The following is a 14,950-nucleotide window of genomic DNA, read 5'->3' as shown; positions in this document are numbered from 1 at the left end:
GAGCAACGGATGACCGGACCCCAAATTTCTTCCACTCACCCCCAACTCCCACCCACCACGGAAGAACAACGGTTTTCGTGGCTTCGCCTCTTGCGTTCCCGTCGCGTTGGTATCGCGACCTTTCACCGATTGCTGGCAGAACACGGCTCGGCCGAGGCGGCCCTGATTGCCCTGCCCGAAATCGCAAGCGAAGCCGGTGAAACTCATTACAAAACCTGTGATCCCGCACGCATCGATGCCGAATTGGCAGCCGGGGCGGCGTCAGGGGCTCGATTGGTCGCTTTGAATGACGCCGAATATCCGACTTTGCTGGCACATATTCCCAACGCCCCTCCCTTGCTTTGGGTCAAAGGCGACACGTCCCTTCTTGAAACACCTCTTGTGGCCGTTGTTGGGGCTCGCAATGCGTCATCACTGGGTACCCGGATGACCCGCGCCCTTTGCCGCGAACTGGGTGAAATGGGATATACAATTGTCTCAGGCATGGCGCGTGGCATCGATACGGCGGCCCATCATGCTGCGTTGAAAACCGGCACAATTGCGGTTCTGGCAGGAGGGGTGGATGTGATCTACCCGGCCGAAAACCTGCCCCTTTCGGAAAAGTTGAACACGCACGGTCTGAGCCTGTCCGAACAACCCATGGGCGTCACTCCGCAGGCCCGTCATTTCCCAGCGCGAAATCGGATCATTTCTGGTCTGACCCGGGCGGTTATCGTGGTTGAAGCCGCGGTGCGTTCCGGAAGCCTGATCACTGCGCGCGAAGCCCTGGACCAAGGGCGCGAAGTTCTGGCAGTCCCGGGACATCCGTTTGATGCCCGCGCTTCTGGCTGCAATATGTTGATCCGCGATGGCGCGACATTGGTGCGCACGGCGGGCGATGTGATTGAAGCCATTGGCGAAGCACGTCCCAATCCTCAGGTCAGCGACGAACAACCGCTTCCGTTTGAGGCTGCGGTCACGGACAATCCTCGCAGCCTGCGAGAGACCTCTGCCCTGCACATGCAAATTCTCGACAGGCTCGGACCTGCCCCGGTGGCCGAAGATCAACTGATACGCGACCTGCAAGCCCCTGCCCGACATGTCGCGCCGGTTCTTGTCGATCTGGAACTGGATGGCCAGATCACCCGCCAAGCCGGAGGTTTGCTGTCAAAGGTTTGATTTCAATCCACACCAATATCTTTAATTGGCCTGACACAGGTCCCTGATCACCACATCAAACACGCGACAGTATTCATCCCAATGGTGCCAGACATCCGATGGACCCATCGTCCATTGCAGTGCTACCCATGTTCCACCAGACCGCTGGAACAAAGCGTGGATGTCAGTCGAGTCGCCCAGTTCGATATCAATGTCGCCGCGCAGATATCCCGGAGTGGACAACACATCAATTTGGCGCCCCCCGGGGCGTTGCGCACGCAGATACCCATACCCCAGCCCGTTTGCCTGGCGCAGATCCTCGACGACAAACTGAACCGGTGCGCCCAACAGCCATTCCGCATGTGGCCGCATTGCATCCAACATGTCCCTTCGTGCCTGTGATCCGACCGCAGGCTCAGTCCAGGTTTCAGCAGACAGACCGCTTGCGACAAGACAGAGCATAAGCAAAATTCGTTTCATAAATTCACCTTAAAACCCGTGGTGCGAATACAATCCGCGTCAATTTTACCACATGAATTTTTTCCCTGCATTGACATTACCCCCTTCCGCCGCACAGTTTTCGCCGCCATAACGGCGCCCCGAGTCGAGAGGAAATTTTATGCCTGTAGTTGTCGTCGAGTCCCCGGCAAAAGCCAAAACCATCAATAAATACTTGGGGTCCGACTATACTGTCTTGGCGTCATACGGCCACGTGCGTGACCTGCCAGCCAAGAACGGCAGCGTCGACACAGATCAGGATTTCGACATGACCTGGGAGATTGGCGTTGATTCTCGCAAGCACGTCAAAGCCATCGCCGACGCCCTGAAAGAAGACAACAACCTCATTCTTGCGACTGACCCGGACCGCGAAGGTGAAGCGATCAGCTGGCACCTTGAAGAGGCGCTTCGCAAACGTCGGGCGATTAAAAAGGATACCCCGGTCAGCCGCGTGGTGTTCAATGCAATCACCAAGGCTGCCGTGACAGAAGCGATGCAAAACCCACGTCAGGTGGATCAGCCGCTGGTCGACGCCTATCTTGCCCGCCGTGCGCTGGATTATCTTGTTGGCTTTAACCTTTCACCGGTATTATGGCGCAAATTGCCCGGTGCCCGGTCTGCGGGTCGTGTGCAATCCGTGTGCCTGCGCCTGATCGTGGAACGCGAGATGGAGATCGAGGCGTTCAACGCGCGCGAATACTGGAGCGTAAAGGCAGTTTTGGCCACGCCCCGCGGCAAGGAATATGAAGCCCGCCTGACCGTTCTGGGTGGCGATAAGCTCGACAAATACAGCCTTGAAAACAGCACAGCAGCCGAGCTGGCGGTTCAGGCAATCTCATCGCGCGATCTGAGCATTGCCAAGGTCGAAGCCAAACCGGCAAGCCGCAACCCATCAGCACCGTTCATGACCTCAACCCTACAACAGGAAGCCAGTCGTAAATTTGGCTTGGGCGCGCGCCAATGCATGAGCACAGCGCAACGCCTGTATGAGGCCGGATACATTACATATATGCGAACCGACGGCATCGACATGGCCCCCGAAGCCGTGACCGCAACCCGCGACGCCATCGCCAGCCGCTATGGTGCCGAATATGTTCCATCCAGCCCGCGCATCTATAAAAACAAGGCCAAGAACGCGCAGGAAGCCCACGAATGTATCCGCCCCACAGACATGATGCGCAGCGCCGAAGACATCAAAATCTCGGAGCCGGATCAGCGTAAGCTGTATGATCTGATCTGGAAGCGCACTATCGCCTGTCAAATGGAAGGCGCACGGCTTGAGAGAACCTCGGTCGATATTGCCAGTGACGATGGTCAGGTAGGTCTGCGCGCCACAGGTCAGGTTGTTTTGTTTGACGGATTTCTGCGGGTCTATGAAGAAGGCCGCGATGACGTGGTGGATGACGATGACAAACGTCTGCCGCAAATCATGGAAGGCGAAAAGGCTGACAAACGAACCGTGTCACCTGAGCAGCACTTCACCCAACCTCCGCCCCGCTATACCGAGGCCACGCTGGTTAAGCGTATGGAAGAACTGGGCATTGGTCGCCCATCAACCTATGCCAGCGTGATCACCACGATCCAGGATCGTGAATATGTTCGCAAGGACAAAAACCGCCTCTTCCCCGAAGACAAAGGCCGGATTGTTACGATCTTTTTGCTGAACTTCTTCTGCCAATATGTGGGCTATGAGTTCACAGCCAACCTCGAAGAAGAACTGGATGATGTGTCCGCCGGTGAACGTAATTACAAAAACGTACTAAGCCGCTTCTGGAAAGACTTCTCGGCGGCTATTGCGGAAACTTCGGAGCTTCGGATTTCGGAAGTTCTGGATGTGTTGGATAACGCTCTCGCGTCGCAACTTTATCCGCCCAAGGAAGACGGTTCTGACCCTCGCGTTTGCCCAAAATGCGGACAGGGCCAGTTGCACCTAAAATCTTCGCGGACTGGTGGTTTTGTCGGTTGCGGAAACTATCCTGAATGCACCTATACACGGCCGATTGCAGGCGAAGGTGCCGACGGTGACGAACGGGTACTTGGTGAAGACGGAGACGACGAGATTTGGCTGAAGGCCGGTCGATTTGGGCCCTATGTTCAACGCGGCGAGCCAACCCCCGAAAACAAGAAGCCCCGGCGCGCTTCCTTGCCACGCGGTTGGAACAAAGAAGACATGGACCTTGAAAAGGCCCTCACGCTTCTTAGCCTGCCCCGAGAAATTGGCGAACATCCGGAAGGCGGCATGATCACGTCGAACTTTGGACGCTTTGGTCCCTATGTGATGCACAAGCTGCCGGATGACGCAAAACCCGTCTATGCCAACGTCAAAGATCCCAACGATGTCTTTGAAATTGGCATGAACCGGGCAGTGGAAATTTTGGCGGAAAAACGGGCCAATCCCGGTCGTCGCGGCGGTGGTGCCGCGGTCAAACCTCTGAAAGAGCTTGGGGAACATCCAGAGAGTGGTGGTCCCGTCAACGTCATGGATGGGCGTTACGGCGCATATGTAAAATGGGAAAAGGTAAACGCTACTATTCCTAAAGAGGTCGAAGCCAAAGACGTGACCATGGAACAGGCCGTACAGTGGATTTCGGAAAAGGCAGCAAAGAAAAAGCCTGCCAAACGCAAAGCACCCGCCAAGAAAAAGGCGCCCGCGAAGAAAACAGCCGCCAAGAAATAAGATAATGGCCCTGCCAACTTGGCGGGGCTTTTTACTACGTATCATCACCCGTAGTAATACGCGCATCGCCCACAAAGATTGACTCTGACAGGGTGCCCCGTCAAAACGGCTTCAATTCCGAATTGAAGGGAGAATTCCATGAAAAAAGTCTATGCGAATGCCACTGAGGCACTCGACGGGCTGCTGACAGACGACATGTTCATCGCCTCTGGCGGGTTCGGTCTGTGCGGCATCCCTGAACTGCTTCTCGAAGCGATCAAACAATCGGGCGTCAAAAACCTGACCTTTGCGTCAAACAACGCAGGCGTCGATGATTTTGGCATCGGCATCCTGTTGCAGACCAAACAGGTCAGCAAAATGATTTCGTCCTACGTGGGCGAAAACGCCGAGTTTATGCGTCAGTATTTGTCCGGCGAGCTTGAGCTTGAGTTCAATCCCCAAGGCACATTGGCCGAGCGCATGCGCGCCGGTGGTGCTGGTATTCCGGGCTTTTTCACCAAGACTGGCGTGGGCACAGTGATTGCTGACGGAAAGTTTGAAAAACAGTTTCCGACTGGCCAAGACGGCGCCATGGAAGACTACATCATGGAAGAAGGCATCTTTGCCGATCTGGCCATTGTTAAGGCATGGAAAGCCGATGAGACCGGCAACCTCGTGTTCCGCAAAACCGCGCGTAACTTTAACGCTCCAGCAGCCACTTGCGGCAAAATCTGCGTTGTCGAAGTGGAAGAGATTGTGCCGACCGGATCGCTTGACCCGGACTCAATCCACCTGCCCGGCATCTATGTGAACCGCATCATCAAGGGCGATCACGAAAAGCGCATCGAACAGCGCACCGTTCGTCAGAAGGAGACTTCGTAATGGCTTGGGATCGTAACCAAATGGCCGCACGCGCGGCACAGGAACTGCAAGACGGCTGGTATGTGAATCTTGGCATCGGCATTCCGACACTGGTGTCAAACTACATCCCGGAAGGTGTTGAAGTCACACTGCAATCCGAGAACGGCATGCTCGGCATGGGCCCCTTCCCTTATGAGGGAGAAGAGGATGCAGACCTGATCAACGCAGGCAAGCAAACCATCACTGAACTGCCGCAAACCGCCTATTTTGACAGCGCACAATCTTTCGCCATGATCCGTGGTGGTAAGATTGCCATGGCGATCCTTGGCGCGATGGAAGTGGCCGAAAACGGCGATCTCGCCAACTGGATGATCCCCGGCAAGCTGGTCAAGGGCATGGGCGGCGCGATGGATCTGGTGGCTGGTGTTGGCCGCGTTGTTGTGGTGATGGATCACGCCAACAAACACGGTGTTTCCAAAGTGTTGAAAGAATGCACCTTGCCGCTGACAGGCAGAGGCGTTGTTGATCGCATCATCACCAACCTTGGCGTGATGGACGTGGTTGAAGGTGGCTTGAAGTTGGTCGAATTGGCCGATGGCGTGAGCGAGGAAGAGTTCCGCGCTGCGACCGAGGCAACTTTGGTCAACTAAGACCTGCCCGTTCAAACGAGATTGCCCGGCCAACGCGCCGGGCTTTTTCATTTTCTAACAGGTGCGATCACCTGCAATTCGGATCTCAGGGGTTGGCCTTTGTTCTGCATTGTGCACATCTAGAACCATGGAACTGGACGCAATCGCATTCGAACACGCGCCGATCGGGCTGGCTGTTCTGGAAAACCGCACCATTGTGCGTTGTAATCAGGCATTTGGGGCGATGTTTCGAGCTGACCCTGCAGATTGTGAAGAGCGGTCTTTGGCGGATTTTTATGCGTCAGAAAAGGATTTTCGCACCATCGGCGTCAAAGTTTACACCGCGATCCAAAAGACCGGACGTTACAACGATGAACGTGTGATGCGCCGCCGCGATGGGTCTTTGTTTTGGTGCCGGACCCGCGGCCAGTCGACGACGCCGAAAGACCCTTTTCAGAAAAGTGTCTGGAGTTTTGCAGACCTTTCCGAAGATCGCCCCATCGTCGAGCTCACGCAACGAGAACGCGAAGTTGCGATTCTAACCTGCCGTGGGATGACCAGCAAAGAAATCGGTCTGGAGTTAAAATTATCCTACAGAACCGTGGAAGAATACCGCGCCCGGCTTTTACGTAAATTCGGCGCGCGAAAGCTGGCTGAGTTGGTGGCGAAACTATCTGGCATGCCGCTTTAGACATGTTGTTCACCATTCTAGGCGCTTTGCCCTCGAAATCTGCGTGATCATCCCCAGATAGTCAGAATGCAAGTGCGCTTTTCACGGACGCTGGGATGCCATATAACCCGACGCAAGGGAAACCAAAATAGACTCACATTGCGCGGCGAAGCGCTGAAGAGGACAGAGAAACATGAGCAAAAAGAACCACGACAACGACGTTGCCTTCATTCAGGCCTTGGCTGAACTTCTGCGGGAAAATGACCTGACCGAATTGGAAGTCATGCGCGAGTACGGATCCGACGATAGCTTGAACGTACGCGTCAGCCGCCAACACCAGATCGCAACAACTGTCATGGCCCCAGCGGCTGCCCCTGTCGCTGCCGCTCCTGCTGCTCCTGCCCCTACGGCTGCCGCAGCACCTGCAGCTTCAACCAGTGAAGATGATCCCGCCAGCCACCCCGGCGCGGTCACGTCTCCGATGGTTGGCACTGTCTACATGCAGGCTGAACCTGGCGCGCCCGCATTCGTAAGCGTTGGCACTCAGGTGTCCGAAGGCGACACAATCCTGATCGTTGAGGCCATGAAAACCATGAACCACATTCCGGCTCCTAAATCCGGCACTGTGAAGCGGGTTCTGGTTGGAGACGGCGACACTGTGGAATATGGCGCACCCTTGGTCATCATCGAATAAGGGGCTGATATGTTTGATAAAATCCTAATCGCAAACCGCGGAGAAATCGCTCTGCGCGTGATCCGTGCATGCCGCGAAATGGGCATCAAGTCGGTTGCAGTACATTCGACCGCCGATGCCGACGCTATGCATGTGCGCATGGCGGACGAAGCGGTGTGTATCGGGCCACCACCCGGTACGGAAAGCTATCTCAACATGGCCGCTTTGATCGCGGCCTGCGAAATCACCGGCGCGCAAGCGATCCATCCAGGCTATGGCTTTTTGTCGGAAAACGCGAATTTCGTGCAGATCATTGAAGACCACGATCTGACGTTTATTGGCCCTACAGCCGAACACATCCGAGTCATGGGCGACAAGATCACCGCCAAAGACACGATGAAGGCGCTTGGCGTGCCTTGTGTTCCCGGCAGCGATGGCGGCGTGCCTGATCTGGAATCCGCTTTGAAGATTGGTGAAGAATTCGGTTATCCGGTCATCATCAAAGCCACAGCTGGCGGCGGTGGTAAAGGCATGAAAGTTGCGGGTAGCGCCGAAGAGATGAAAAGCGCTTTTCAAACCGCCCGTGCCGAGGGCAAATCGAACTTTGGCAACGACGAAGTCTACATCGAAAAATACCTGACAACACCGCGCCATATCGAAATTCAGGTTTTTGGAGATGGCAAAGGCAACGCCGTTCATCTTGGTGAGCGTGATTGTTCTTTGCAACGCCGCCACCAGAAGGTGTTCGAAGAAGCGCCCGGTCCGGCGATTTCGCCCGAAGAGCGGGCAGCCATCGGCAAAGTCTGTGCAGATGCCTGCGCCAACATCAACTATATTGGTGCGGGCACGATCGAGTTCCTTTACGAAAAAGGTGAGTTCTATTTCATCGAAATGAACACCCGCCTTCAGGTGGAACACCCGGTGACCGAAGCCATTTTTGGCGTCGATCTGGTTCGTGAACAAATCCGGGTGGCCGAAGGCATGCCCATGTCGTTCACGCAAGATGATCTGGAGATTAATGGCCACTCTATTGAGGTCCGTATCAACGCTGAACGCTTGCCGAACTTCACGCCCTGCCCAGGTCGGATATCTCAGTATCACGCACCCGGTGGCTTGGGGGTTCGGATGGATTCTGCCCTCTATGACGGGTATACTATCCCACCTTTCTATGACTCGTTGATTGGCAAACTGATCGTGCATGGCCGCGACAGACCTGAAGCGCTGGCGCGTTTGAACCGGGCTTTGGGTGAGTTGATTGTGGATGGTGTGGACACCACTGTGCCTTTGTTCCACGCCCTTCTGGCCGAGGATGATATTCATACCGGCAACTATAACATCCACTGGTTGGAACACTGGCTGGAAACCAATCTGGCCGAGGGCTGATGGCTCATGGCGCGCATCCCTGGCAGGACGAGATTACCCCCGACCTGTTGATGCGCGCCTATTCCATGGGGATATTCCCCATGTCTGAACACCGCGATGATCCCGAGATTTTTTGGGTTGATCCACACCGGAGGGGCATTTTTCCGCTCGCCGGGTTTCACGTGTCGCGGTCTCTGGCCAAGGCGATCCGTGCCCAAGCCTACAACATCACCGTCGATCATGATTTTGAAGGGGTGGTAGACGGCTGCGCTGACCGTACGGACACCTGGATAAACGGAACAATCAGGTGCCTTTACAGTGTGTTACACGCCCAACGACGGGCACATTCCATAGAAATCTGGCAAGATTCAAAACTGGTTGGCGGTGTGTATGGGGTGACGTTGGGTACTGCATTTTTTGGGGAAAGTATGTTCTCTCGCACCCCCAATGCGTCGAAAATTGCACTGGCATGGCTGATGGAATTGTTGAATTTGAATGGCTTTACGCTGTTCGACGCACAATTCATCACACCGCATTTGGCAACGCTGGGAGCGGTTGAAATCAGCCGGGAAGAGTATCACACCTTGCTGAAAGAGGCGCAAAAAGGCACCGCTACGTTGACTTACTCAGACGCAGTTTCCGCCGAAGGCGTCGCTTTGCAGCGCAGCACCCAAATATCAAATCGCGCGTGATCCAATGCGCTCAGCGCCGGGGATGAAGCCACCATCCATCCCTGAAACAACGGATCAACAGCCTCTTGCCCATCATAGATGGTCAGAAAAGCATAGCCTTCTCCTGCTGCGTTATCTTCCGGATATCGGCATTCAGCCAGATCAACACGCAAGTCACCAAAGGTCACGCTGTAGCCGTTCTCCAGCTCTATATCGACGACCTGACCGTTCAACTTGTCGAGGCCACGCAGCATCGCGCCATCGCCTTTGATCGCTGGCGTCGCAACCTCAGACGTCACAACACCAAGATCGCGCTGCAGCGAAAACACTTCGGGTTGTTGCGGAACAACGATGATTTGCGGGCCGGAATCAAAATCGAGTGTTTCGACCGTAATCTCACTTTGTGCAGCAGCCATTCCGGCGGCACACATCAAGCAAATTGCGGCGCGGATCATTCGCCGTCTCCGCCAGACACAAATTTCATCAACAGGCCGATCAGGCTGACGGCCCCTTGGGTGTCTTCAATTTCAGCGCCAGATTCAAGATTGAACGGTGACCCACCCGGCAGGATTTCCACGAAATTACCGCCAAGAAGACCTTCGGAAGAGATCACAATCGCGCTGTCATCCGGCAGTTCGATACCGTTCAAAACCGAAAACTCAGTGTCCGCACGAAAAGTCTGAGGATTGAGCGTGACATTTGTTACAGAACCAATCTTGACCCCGGCCAGCCGCACATCAGTGCCCACAGAAACGCCCTCAAGCGAGCGGAACGACGCGGTCAACGGATACCCTGTGGTCGAAGATGAAAAGCCGCTGACTTGCCCAGCATAAACCAGAAAGCCAATAGCAACCGCTACAACGCCCGCCCCAACGGTGATTTCAGTGCGAACAGCCGACATGGTCCAGTCTTATTCCGGCACCCAGGCTTCGTAATCGCTGCGGGCGGCGGGCGCTGCGGCTTTACGAATCGAGCCTGCCGGCGCATAGGCCATCGCGGTGCCACTCAGGTTCTCCTGATGTGGTTTTTCCCAATCCTTGTGGACCAGAGGCTTGTCGTCTGGTGTTTCGTCATAGGTGCGGTGCAGCCAGCCGTGCCAATCGGGGTTGACGCGTGTTGCTTCGACGTCGCCTGCAAAGATCACCCAGCGTTTGCTGTCATCTTTGGTGCGATAATAGCTGTTGCCCTGCGCGTCCTCGCCAACTTTCACACCCTTGCGACGAGTGAAAAGCTTGGTGTTCAAAGTGGCGCCATGCCACCAGGTGAAAACGCTGTTGATCGAGCTCAGAATACCCATGGATGCCTCCGCAAATTCATACCCCGTATGCCCCATTCGTGGACAAAGGTCCAGTATGGCAGACTACGAAAAAGGGCGGACAAATTGCCCACCCCTGTTGATTTGGTTATTTTCCGCCTAACCCACGTTGGCAGGTTCTTTTTCTGCATCTGCGTGGATCATCAGTGGCTGAGCATCAGAGACAACGGCCTCTTCGTTGACCACCACCTCGGTCACGCTGTCCATGCCGGGAAGTTCAAACATTGTATCGAGCAATATTTCTTCCAGAATCGACCGCAAACCACGCGCACCCGTTTTGCGTTCAATCGCACGTTTGGCGATTGCGCTCAGGGCATCATCCGTAAAGGTCAGCTGTGCATCTTCCAATTCGAACAGGCGTTGATACTGTTTGACCAAAGCGTTCTTGGGCTCGGTCAGAATGGTCACCAGCGCGTCTTCGTCCAGATCTTCCAGCGTTGCCAGAACGGGCAAACGGCCAACAAATTCCGGGATCAAACCGAATTTCAAAAGATCCTCTGGTTCCAGATCCTGAAAAATCTCGCCCACGCCGCGTTCATCATCGCCACGCACATCTGCCCCAAAGCCCATCGCCGAGCCTTTGCCGCGCTGAGCAATGATCCGGTCAAGACCGGCAAAGGCCCCGCCGCAGATGAACAGAATGTTGGTGGTGTCGACCTGCAGGAACTCCTGCTGCGGATGCTTGCGCCCACCTTGCGGTGGCACAGATGCAACCGTGCCTTCCATCAGTTTCAGCAAGGCCTGCTGAACGCCCTCCCCCGACACGTCACGCGTGATCGACGGGTTTTCGGATTTGCGGGTGATCTTGTCGACTTCGTCAATGTAAACAATGCCGCGCTGGGCGCGTTCAACATTGTATTCCGACGACTGTAGCAGTTTCAGGATAATGTTCTCAACGTCTTCGCCAACATAACCGGCTTCGGTCAGTGTGGTGGCATCGGCCATTGTGAAAGGCACATCCAGAATTCGCGCCAGCGTCTGGGCGAGCAGCGTTTTACCGCACCCTGTCGGGCCGATCAGCATAATGTTGGATTTCGCCAGCTCAATATCGCCGGATTTTTGCGCATGATTTAGGCGTTTGTAATGGTTGTGCACAGCCACGGACAGAACCCGTTTCGCCATCGCCTGACCAATGACATAGTCGTCCAGAACAGTGCAGATATCCATCGGAGTTGGCACGCCCTCGGACGCTTTGAGGCCGCTCGCTTTTGTCTCTTCACGGATGATATCCATGCAAAGCTCGACACATTCATCACAGATGAATACTGTCGGTCCAGCAATCAGTTTGCGCACTTCATGCTGACTCTTGCCGCAAAAACTGCAGTACAGAGTGTTTTTGCTATCCCCGGAATTGCTTGCCATGTCAGTCCTTTCGGGCTCCCATTATTGGTCTGCGCCGTCGCGTCCCGGGCAGCTTAGGCCAGCCACAATCCGAGTACAATGTGGAAAGTGCCCTGATGCGGTCACATCAGGGCGCTTCAATATCAGGTTTCTTCGTCGTCGCCTTTGGCGCGGCTTTCGACGATTTCGTCAATAAGGCCCCATTCTTTGGCCTCTTCTGGCGACATGAAATTGTCGCGCTCAAGCGCAGCTTCGACAGCTTTCAGTTTTTGGCCGGTGTGGCGCACGTAAATCTCGTTCAGGCGGGTTTTCAGCTTTTGGGTTTCCTGCGCGTGGATCATGATGTCCGTCGCCTGCCCCTGATAGCCACCAGAAGGTTGGTGCACCATTACGCGAGAGTTCGGTAGCGAAAAACGCATGCCCTGCTCACCAGCAGTCAGCAATAGCGAGCCCATCGAGGCCGCCTGACCAATCACAAGCGTTGAGACCTTGGGTTTGATGTACTGCATTGTGTCATAGATCGAGAGGCCGGATGTCACCACACCACCGGGTGAATTGATATACATCGAAATCTCTTTCGCCGGATTTTCGGCCTCAAGGTGCAACAACTGCGCCACGATCAGGCTCGACATGCCGTCGTGCACCGGACCACTGAGGAAAATAATCCGCTCTTTCAAAAGACGCGAAAAAATATCGTAAGCGCGCTCACCACGGCTGGTCTGTTCCACCACCATGGGCACGAGTGTATTCATATATGTGTCGATTGGGTCGTTCATATCCGCCTGCCTGTTGTTCGCGTCCGTCCACGTGGCCAAAGCCTACAGAACGAGTCTTAGTGTTGGCGTTTGGGGGCTGCAAGGGCAGCTAGCGAAAATAAGATTAACATTAGGTGAACTTGTGTCCTTGTTCATGCCTCTTTTACGGCCAAACCCCTCTGAGTGAAATCCGCTCAACATGCGAGAATTCCGGCGTTTTGACCGTTTTGTACAAAACTCAGGGCCAAAATAACCGTTTTGTACAATTTCAAATAGCCCGGCGGGACGCCATTGGAACGGTGCCTGTACACCGAAAAATCACTTGAACAAAAAACGGGCCACCCAAGGATGGCCCGCGAAATACTTTCGATAAGATCAGGTGAACATGTCCGAGGTGATGCCCGCGTACCAGCCAACGGATTCTTCGAACGTGGCCTTTCGCAGATCCGCGTCTTCGCCGGTTTGTGAAATGAAGCCGTCAATCTTGGCAATCTTTTCGTCGGTGGCCTCGTAGGTCGCGCCAACTTTGACACCATTGTCGGTATCGATTAGCGACCAGCAGGTGTTCGAGAATTTGGCCGGGAACACTTTGGAACCGGTCAGCGCTCCGCGAATGGCCATGGCGGCGACCTTGGCTTGCGAGTTGGCCGCGAACCCCGATTTCGGCATGTCACCTTGCGCCGCGGAATCGCCCAGAATGTGGATGTTTTCATCTATGCGGCTTTGCATCGTATGGCCGTTTACCGGTGCCCAATTGCCTTCAGTCACACCGGCCATCTCGCAGATACGTCCGGCTTTCATGCCCGGAATGACATTGCAGGCATCCACCTTGGTGACTTCGCCGTCGATGCTGACGGTCATTTCATCGGCGTTCACTTCGACGTTGTCTCCGCCAAAGTCGGACCCGATCCAGTCAATCATACCTTCATAGTGATCGGCCCAGCCTTCCTGAAACAGGCCCATTTTGGAAAATTTGGGCTTGGGGTCAGCGACGATAATTTTGGCGGTCGGATTCTTTTCCTTCAGAACATGCGCCACCATCGAAATCCGCTCGTAAGGCCCGGGTGGGCAGCGGTACGGGTTGGGGGGGGCGACCATGGCAAAGGTGCCGCCTTGGGGCATGGCTTCGATCTGGGCCTTGAGCAATTCGGTTTGCGATCCGGCCTTATAGGCGTGGGGCATTTTGTTTTGCTTGGTCAGATCCCAGCCGGGCACAGAGCCATCGACAAAATCGATCCCCGGAGACAACACCAAACGATCATAAGACAACGCGGCACCCCCGGCCAAAGTCACGGTTTTGGCGTCGCGGTCGATGCCCACGGCCCAGTCATGCACGACGTTGACGCCGTATTTCGACGCCAGCGTTCCATAGCTGTGCGCGATGCTGGACAAGGTGCGGAAACCACCGATGTAGAGGTTGGAAAAGAAACAGGTGTAATAGGTGCGGGATGGTTCCACCAAGGTGACATCAATCGCGCCCTTAGACCCTTTGGCGATGTATTTCGCGGCTGTGGCGCCACCGGGGCCACCGCCGATCACAACGACGCGGGGCTTGCCTGCGCCAAGCACCATCGGTGCCGCAAGGCTGGCAGCCGTCACAACCCCTGCCCCAATAAAGTTACGTCTGTTCAAAGTCATATCTTATCCTCCCCGGATCAAATGCGCGTTTACTCCAAAATCTCAAAATAGGCGGCAAGGGCAGCAATCTCTTCATCCGAAAGCCGGCCCGCCATCATCTGCATCACAGGATGCGGTCGTTGTTTTTCTTTGTAGGCATGCATGGCGATCACGAAGGATTCGGTCGGCCAATGCGTGATCGTTGGGATGCCGTCATTACCCCCGTCTGCCTGATGACAGGTGGTACATTCCGCTGCGAGGTACTCACCATATTCCGGATCGCCCACAATCGCCAGAATTTCGGGCGACAACACAACCTCGACCTTGCGGGCGGTGGGTGCGGCCTCGGGAATGTTTTGGGGATTGTCCGAGAAGACACGCAAATAGGCCAGAAGGTCATTGCGATCCTGCTCTTTGGGCATGCCCTTAAAGCTCATCTTGGTGTGTGGAACGGTCTTTTTCGGGGCCTCAAGGAAACGGGAAAGGCCGTCAATGTCCCAGACCAGACCGCCCTCACGTGCGGCGAACATACCTTTGGAATATTTGTAGTCGCTGAATGTGGCCGCTGGACGAAAGAAAATGCCATTCAGATGCGGGCCGACCTTGTGTTCTGCCCCTTCGCCAAGTTCATGACAGGACTGGCAGCGTTTGAACATCTTCTGCCCACGCTCAGCGTCGCCAATAGCGGCGGCCGTTTCTTCACAAACGGCGGCCCCCGAGAGGACCGCCCAAAGTGATATGACCCATGCTGCGGTGCGCATGCCT

Annotated in this window: 16 protein-coding genes; 8 read left to right on the top strand and 8 right to left on the bottom strand. The window is 55.1% G+C overall.

The genetic code is table 11. From position 1 onward, the window contains the following. The first annotated feature begins 9 nt into the window (after positions 1 to 9). Positions 10 to 1,158 carry a DNA-processing protein DprA gene (gene dprA / locus BUC32_RS14620; RefSeq protein WP_073254374.1) on the top strand — a complete coding sequence of 383 codons (1,149 nt, stop codon included), beginning with the start codon at positions 10 to 12 and terminating at the stop codon, positions 1,156 to 1,158. A gap of 21 nt (positions 1,159 to 1,179) precedes the next feature. Here the strand turns inward: dprA and BUC32_RS14615 are convergent, their stop codons facing one another. Beyond that, complete coding sequence (locus BUC32_RS14615) at positions 1,180 to 1,617, bottom strand: hypothetical protein (protein WP_073254371.1); 438 nt, start codon at positions 1,615 to 1,617, stop codon at positions 1,180 to 1,182. Positions 1,618 to 1,756: 139 nt separating this feature from the next. Here BUC32_RS14615 and topA point away from each other — a divergent pair, with 139 nt between their 5' ends. The 7 genes from topA (at position 1,757) to aat (ending at position 9,178) form a co-directional block, all read left to right on the top strand. Further along, entirely contained in the window at positions 1,757 to 4,312 is a 2,556-nt protein-coding gene (gene topA / locus BUC32_RS14610; RefSeq protein WP_073254368.1) for a type I DNA topoisomerase, read from the top strand. Between the two features lie 138 nt (positions 4,313 to 4,450). After that, the gene (locus BUC32_RS14605; protein WP_073254365.1) at positions 4,451 to 5,173 is read left to right on the top strand and encodes a CoA transferase subunit A; all 723 of its coding nucleotides are present in this window, start codon (positions 4,451 to 4,453) and stop codon (positions 5,171 to 5,173) included. Further along, the gene (locus BUC32_RS14600) at positions 5,173 to 5,802 is read left to right on the top strand and encodes a CoA transferase subunit B (protein WP_073254362.1); all 630 of its coding nucleotides are present in this window, start codon (positions 5,173 to 5,175) and stop codon (positions 5,800 to 5,802) included. Before BUC32_RS14605 ends, BUC32_RS14600 begins: the two co-directional genes overlap by 1 nt. A gap of 127 nt (positions 5,803 to 5,929) precedes the next feature. Then, a complete protein-coding gene (locus tag BUC32_RS14595; protein WP_073254359.1) occupies positions 5,930 to 6,472 on the top strand; it encodes a LuxR C-terminal-related transcriptional regulator in 543 nt (180 codons plus the stop codon). A gap of 172 nt (positions 6,473 to 6,644) precedes the next feature. After that, positions 6,645 to 7,145, top strand: coding sequence for an acetyl-CoA carboxylase biotin carboxyl carrier protein (gene accB, locus BUC32_RS14590; RefSeq protein WP_073254356.1), 501 nt, complete (start codon positions 6,645 to 6,647; stop codon positions 7,143 to 7,145). Between the two features lie 9 nt (positions 7,146 to 7,154). Beyond that, positions 7,155 to 8,507, top strand: coding sequence for an acetyl-CoA carboxylase biotin carboxylase subunit (gene accC / locus BUC32_RS14585; RefSeq protein ID WP_073254353.1), 1,353 nt, complete (start codon positions 7,155 to 7,157; stop codon positions 8,505 to 8,507). Then, on the top strand, positions 8,507 to 9,178 hold the full coding sequence (aat, locus tag BUC32_RS14580; protein ID WP_073254350.1) for a leucyl/phenylalanyl-tRNA--protein transferase: 672 nt from the start codon (positions 8,507 to 8,509) through the stop codon (positions 9,176 to 9,178). The genes accC and aat overlap by 1 nt, the downstream gene beginning before the upstream one ends. Here aat and BUC32_RS14575 read toward each other — a convergent pair. From BUC32_RS14575 to BUC32_RS14545, 7 genes are all read right to left on the bottom strand, one after another. Beyond that, a complete protein-coding gene (locus BUC32_RS14575) occupies positions 9,109 to 9,612 on the bottom strand; it encodes a DUF2155 domain-containing protein (RefSeq protein ID WP_083599342.1) in 504 nt (167 codons plus the stop codon). The genes aat and BUC32_RS14575 overlap by 70 nt on opposite strands. Continuing rightward, positions 9,609 to 10,058, bottom strand: a complete 450-nt coding sequence (gene mlaD / locus BUC32_RS14570) for an outer membrane lipid asymmetry maintenance protein MlaD (RefSeq protein ID WP_073254347.1) — start codon at positions 10,056 to 10,058, stop codon at positions 9,609 to 9,611. Before mlaD ends, BUC32_RS14575 begins: the two co-directional genes overlap by 4 nt. Positions 10,059 to 10,067: 9 nt before the next feature. Beyond that, the gene (locus BUC32_RS14565; RefSeq protein ID WP_073254481.1) at positions 10,068 to 10,454 is read right to left on the bottom strand and encodes an NADH:ubiquinone oxidoreductase subunit NDUFA12; all 387 of its coding nucleotides are present in this window, start codon (positions 10,452 to 10,454) and stop codon (positions 10,068 to 10,070) included. 117 nt (positions 10,455 to 10,571) lie between these two features. After that, positions 10,572 to 11,834 (bottom strand): ATP-dependent Clp protease ATP-binding subunit ClpX, encoded by a 1,263-nt coding sequence (gene clpX, locus BUC32_RS14560; protein ID WP_073254344.1) that lies wholly within the window; start codon positions 11,832 to 11,834, stop codon positions 10,572 to 10,574. Positions 11,835 to 11,956: 122 nt separating this feature from the next. Continuing rightward, on the bottom strand, positions 11,957 to 12,589 hold the full coding sequence (locus BUC32_RS14555; RefSeq protein ID WP_073254341.1) for an ATP-dependent Clp protease proteolytic subunit: 633 nt from the start codon (positions 12,587 to 12,589) through the stop codon (positions 11,957 to 11,959). Positions 12,590 to 12,943: 354 nt separating this feature from the next. Continuing rightward, a complete protein-coding gene (locus tag BUC32_RS14550) occupies positions 12,944 to 14,206 on the bottom strand; it encodes an NAD(P)/FAD-dependent oxidoreductase (protein WP_073254338.1) in 1,263 nt (420 codons plus the stop codon). A 29-nt stretch (positions 14,207 to 14,235) separates the two neighbouring features. Then, positions 14,236 to 14,946, bottom strand: a complete 711-nt coding sequence (locus BUC32_RS14545) for a c-type cytochrome (protein WP_073254335.1) — start codon at positions 14,944 to 14,946, stop codon at positions 14,236 to 14,238. Between the last annotated feature and the right edge of the window lie 4 nt (positions 14,947 to 14,950).

Origin of the sequence: Shimia gijangensis, from assembly GCF_900142085.1 — a bacterium.
Classification (GTDB): Bacteria; Pseudomonadota; Alphaproteobacteria; order Rhodobacterales; family Rhodobacteraceae; genus Shimia; species Shimia gijangensis.
This window is presented reverse-complemented; position numbering and strand designations above follow the sequence as displayed.

What these genes read in the sequence shown, in the direction of transcription:
- dprA (WP_073254374.1), top strand. Translation starts at nt 10, where the DNA reads ATGACCGGACCCCAAATTTCTTCCACTCACCCCCAACTCCCACCCACC.
- BUC32_RS14615 (WP_073254371.1), bottom strand. Translation starts at nt 1,617, where the DNA reads ATGAAACGAATTTTGCTTATGCTCTGTCTTGTCGCAAGCGGTCTGTCT.
- topA (WP_073254368.1), top strand. Translation starts at nt 1,757, where the DNA reads ATGCCTGTAGTTGTCGTCGAGTCCCCGGCAAAAGCCAAAACCATCAAT.
- BUC32_RS14605 (WP_073254365.1), top strand. Translation starts at nt 4,451, where the DNA reads ATGAAAAAAGTCTATGCGAATGCCACTGAGGCACTCGACGGGCTGCTG.
- BUC32_RS14600 (WP_073254362.1), top strand. Translation starts at nt 5,173, where the DNA reads ATGGCTTGGGATCGTAACCAAATGGCCGCACGCGCGGCACAGGAACTG.
- BUC32_RS14595 (WP_073254359.1), top strand. Translation starts at nt 5,930, where the DNA reads ATGGAACTGGACGCAATCGCATTCGAACACGCGCCGATCGGGCTGGCT.
- accB (WP_073254356.1), top strand. Translation starts at nt 6,645, where the DNA reads ATGAGCAAAAAGAACCACGACAACGACGTTGCCTTCATTCAGGCCTTG.
- accC (WP_073254353.1), top strand. Translation starts at nt 7,155, where the DNA reads ATGTTTGATAAAATCCTAATCGCAAACCGCGGAGAAATCGCTCTGCGC.
- aat (WP_073254350.1), top strand. Translation starts at nt 8,507, where the DNA reads ATGGCTCATGGCGCGCATCCCTGGCAGGACGAGATTACCCCCGACCTG.
- BUC32_RS14575 (WP_083599342.1), bottom strand. Translation starts at nt 9,612, where the DNA reads ATGATCCGCGCCGCAATTTGCTTGATGTGTGCCGCCGGAATGGCTGCT.
- mlaD (WP_073254347.1), bottom strand. Translation starts at nt 10,058, where the DNA reads ATGTCGGCTGTTCGCACTGAAATCACCGTTGGGGCGGGCGTTGTAGCG.
- BUC32_RS14565 (WP_073254481.1), bottom strand. Translation starts at nt 10,454, where the DNA reads ATGGGTATTCTGAGCTCGATCAACAGCGTTTTCACCTGGTGGCATGGC.
- clpX (WP_073254344.1), bottom strand. Translation starts at nt 11,834, where the DNA reads ATGGCAAGCAATTCCGGGGATAGCAAAAACACTCTGTACTGCAGTTTT.
- BUC32_RS14555 (WP_073254341.1), bottom strand. Translation starts at nt 12,589, where the DNA reads ATGAACGACCCAATCGACACATATATGAATACACTCGTGCCCATGGTG.
- BUC32_RS14550 (WP_073254338.1), bottom strand. Translation starts at nt 14,206, where the DNA reads ATGACTTTGAACAGACGTAACTTTATTGGGGCAGGGGTTGTGACGGCT.
- BUC32_RS14545 (WP_073254335.1), bottom strand. Translation starts at nt 14,946, where the DNA reads ATGCGCACCGCAGCATGGGTCATATCACTTTGGGCGGTCCTCTCGGGG.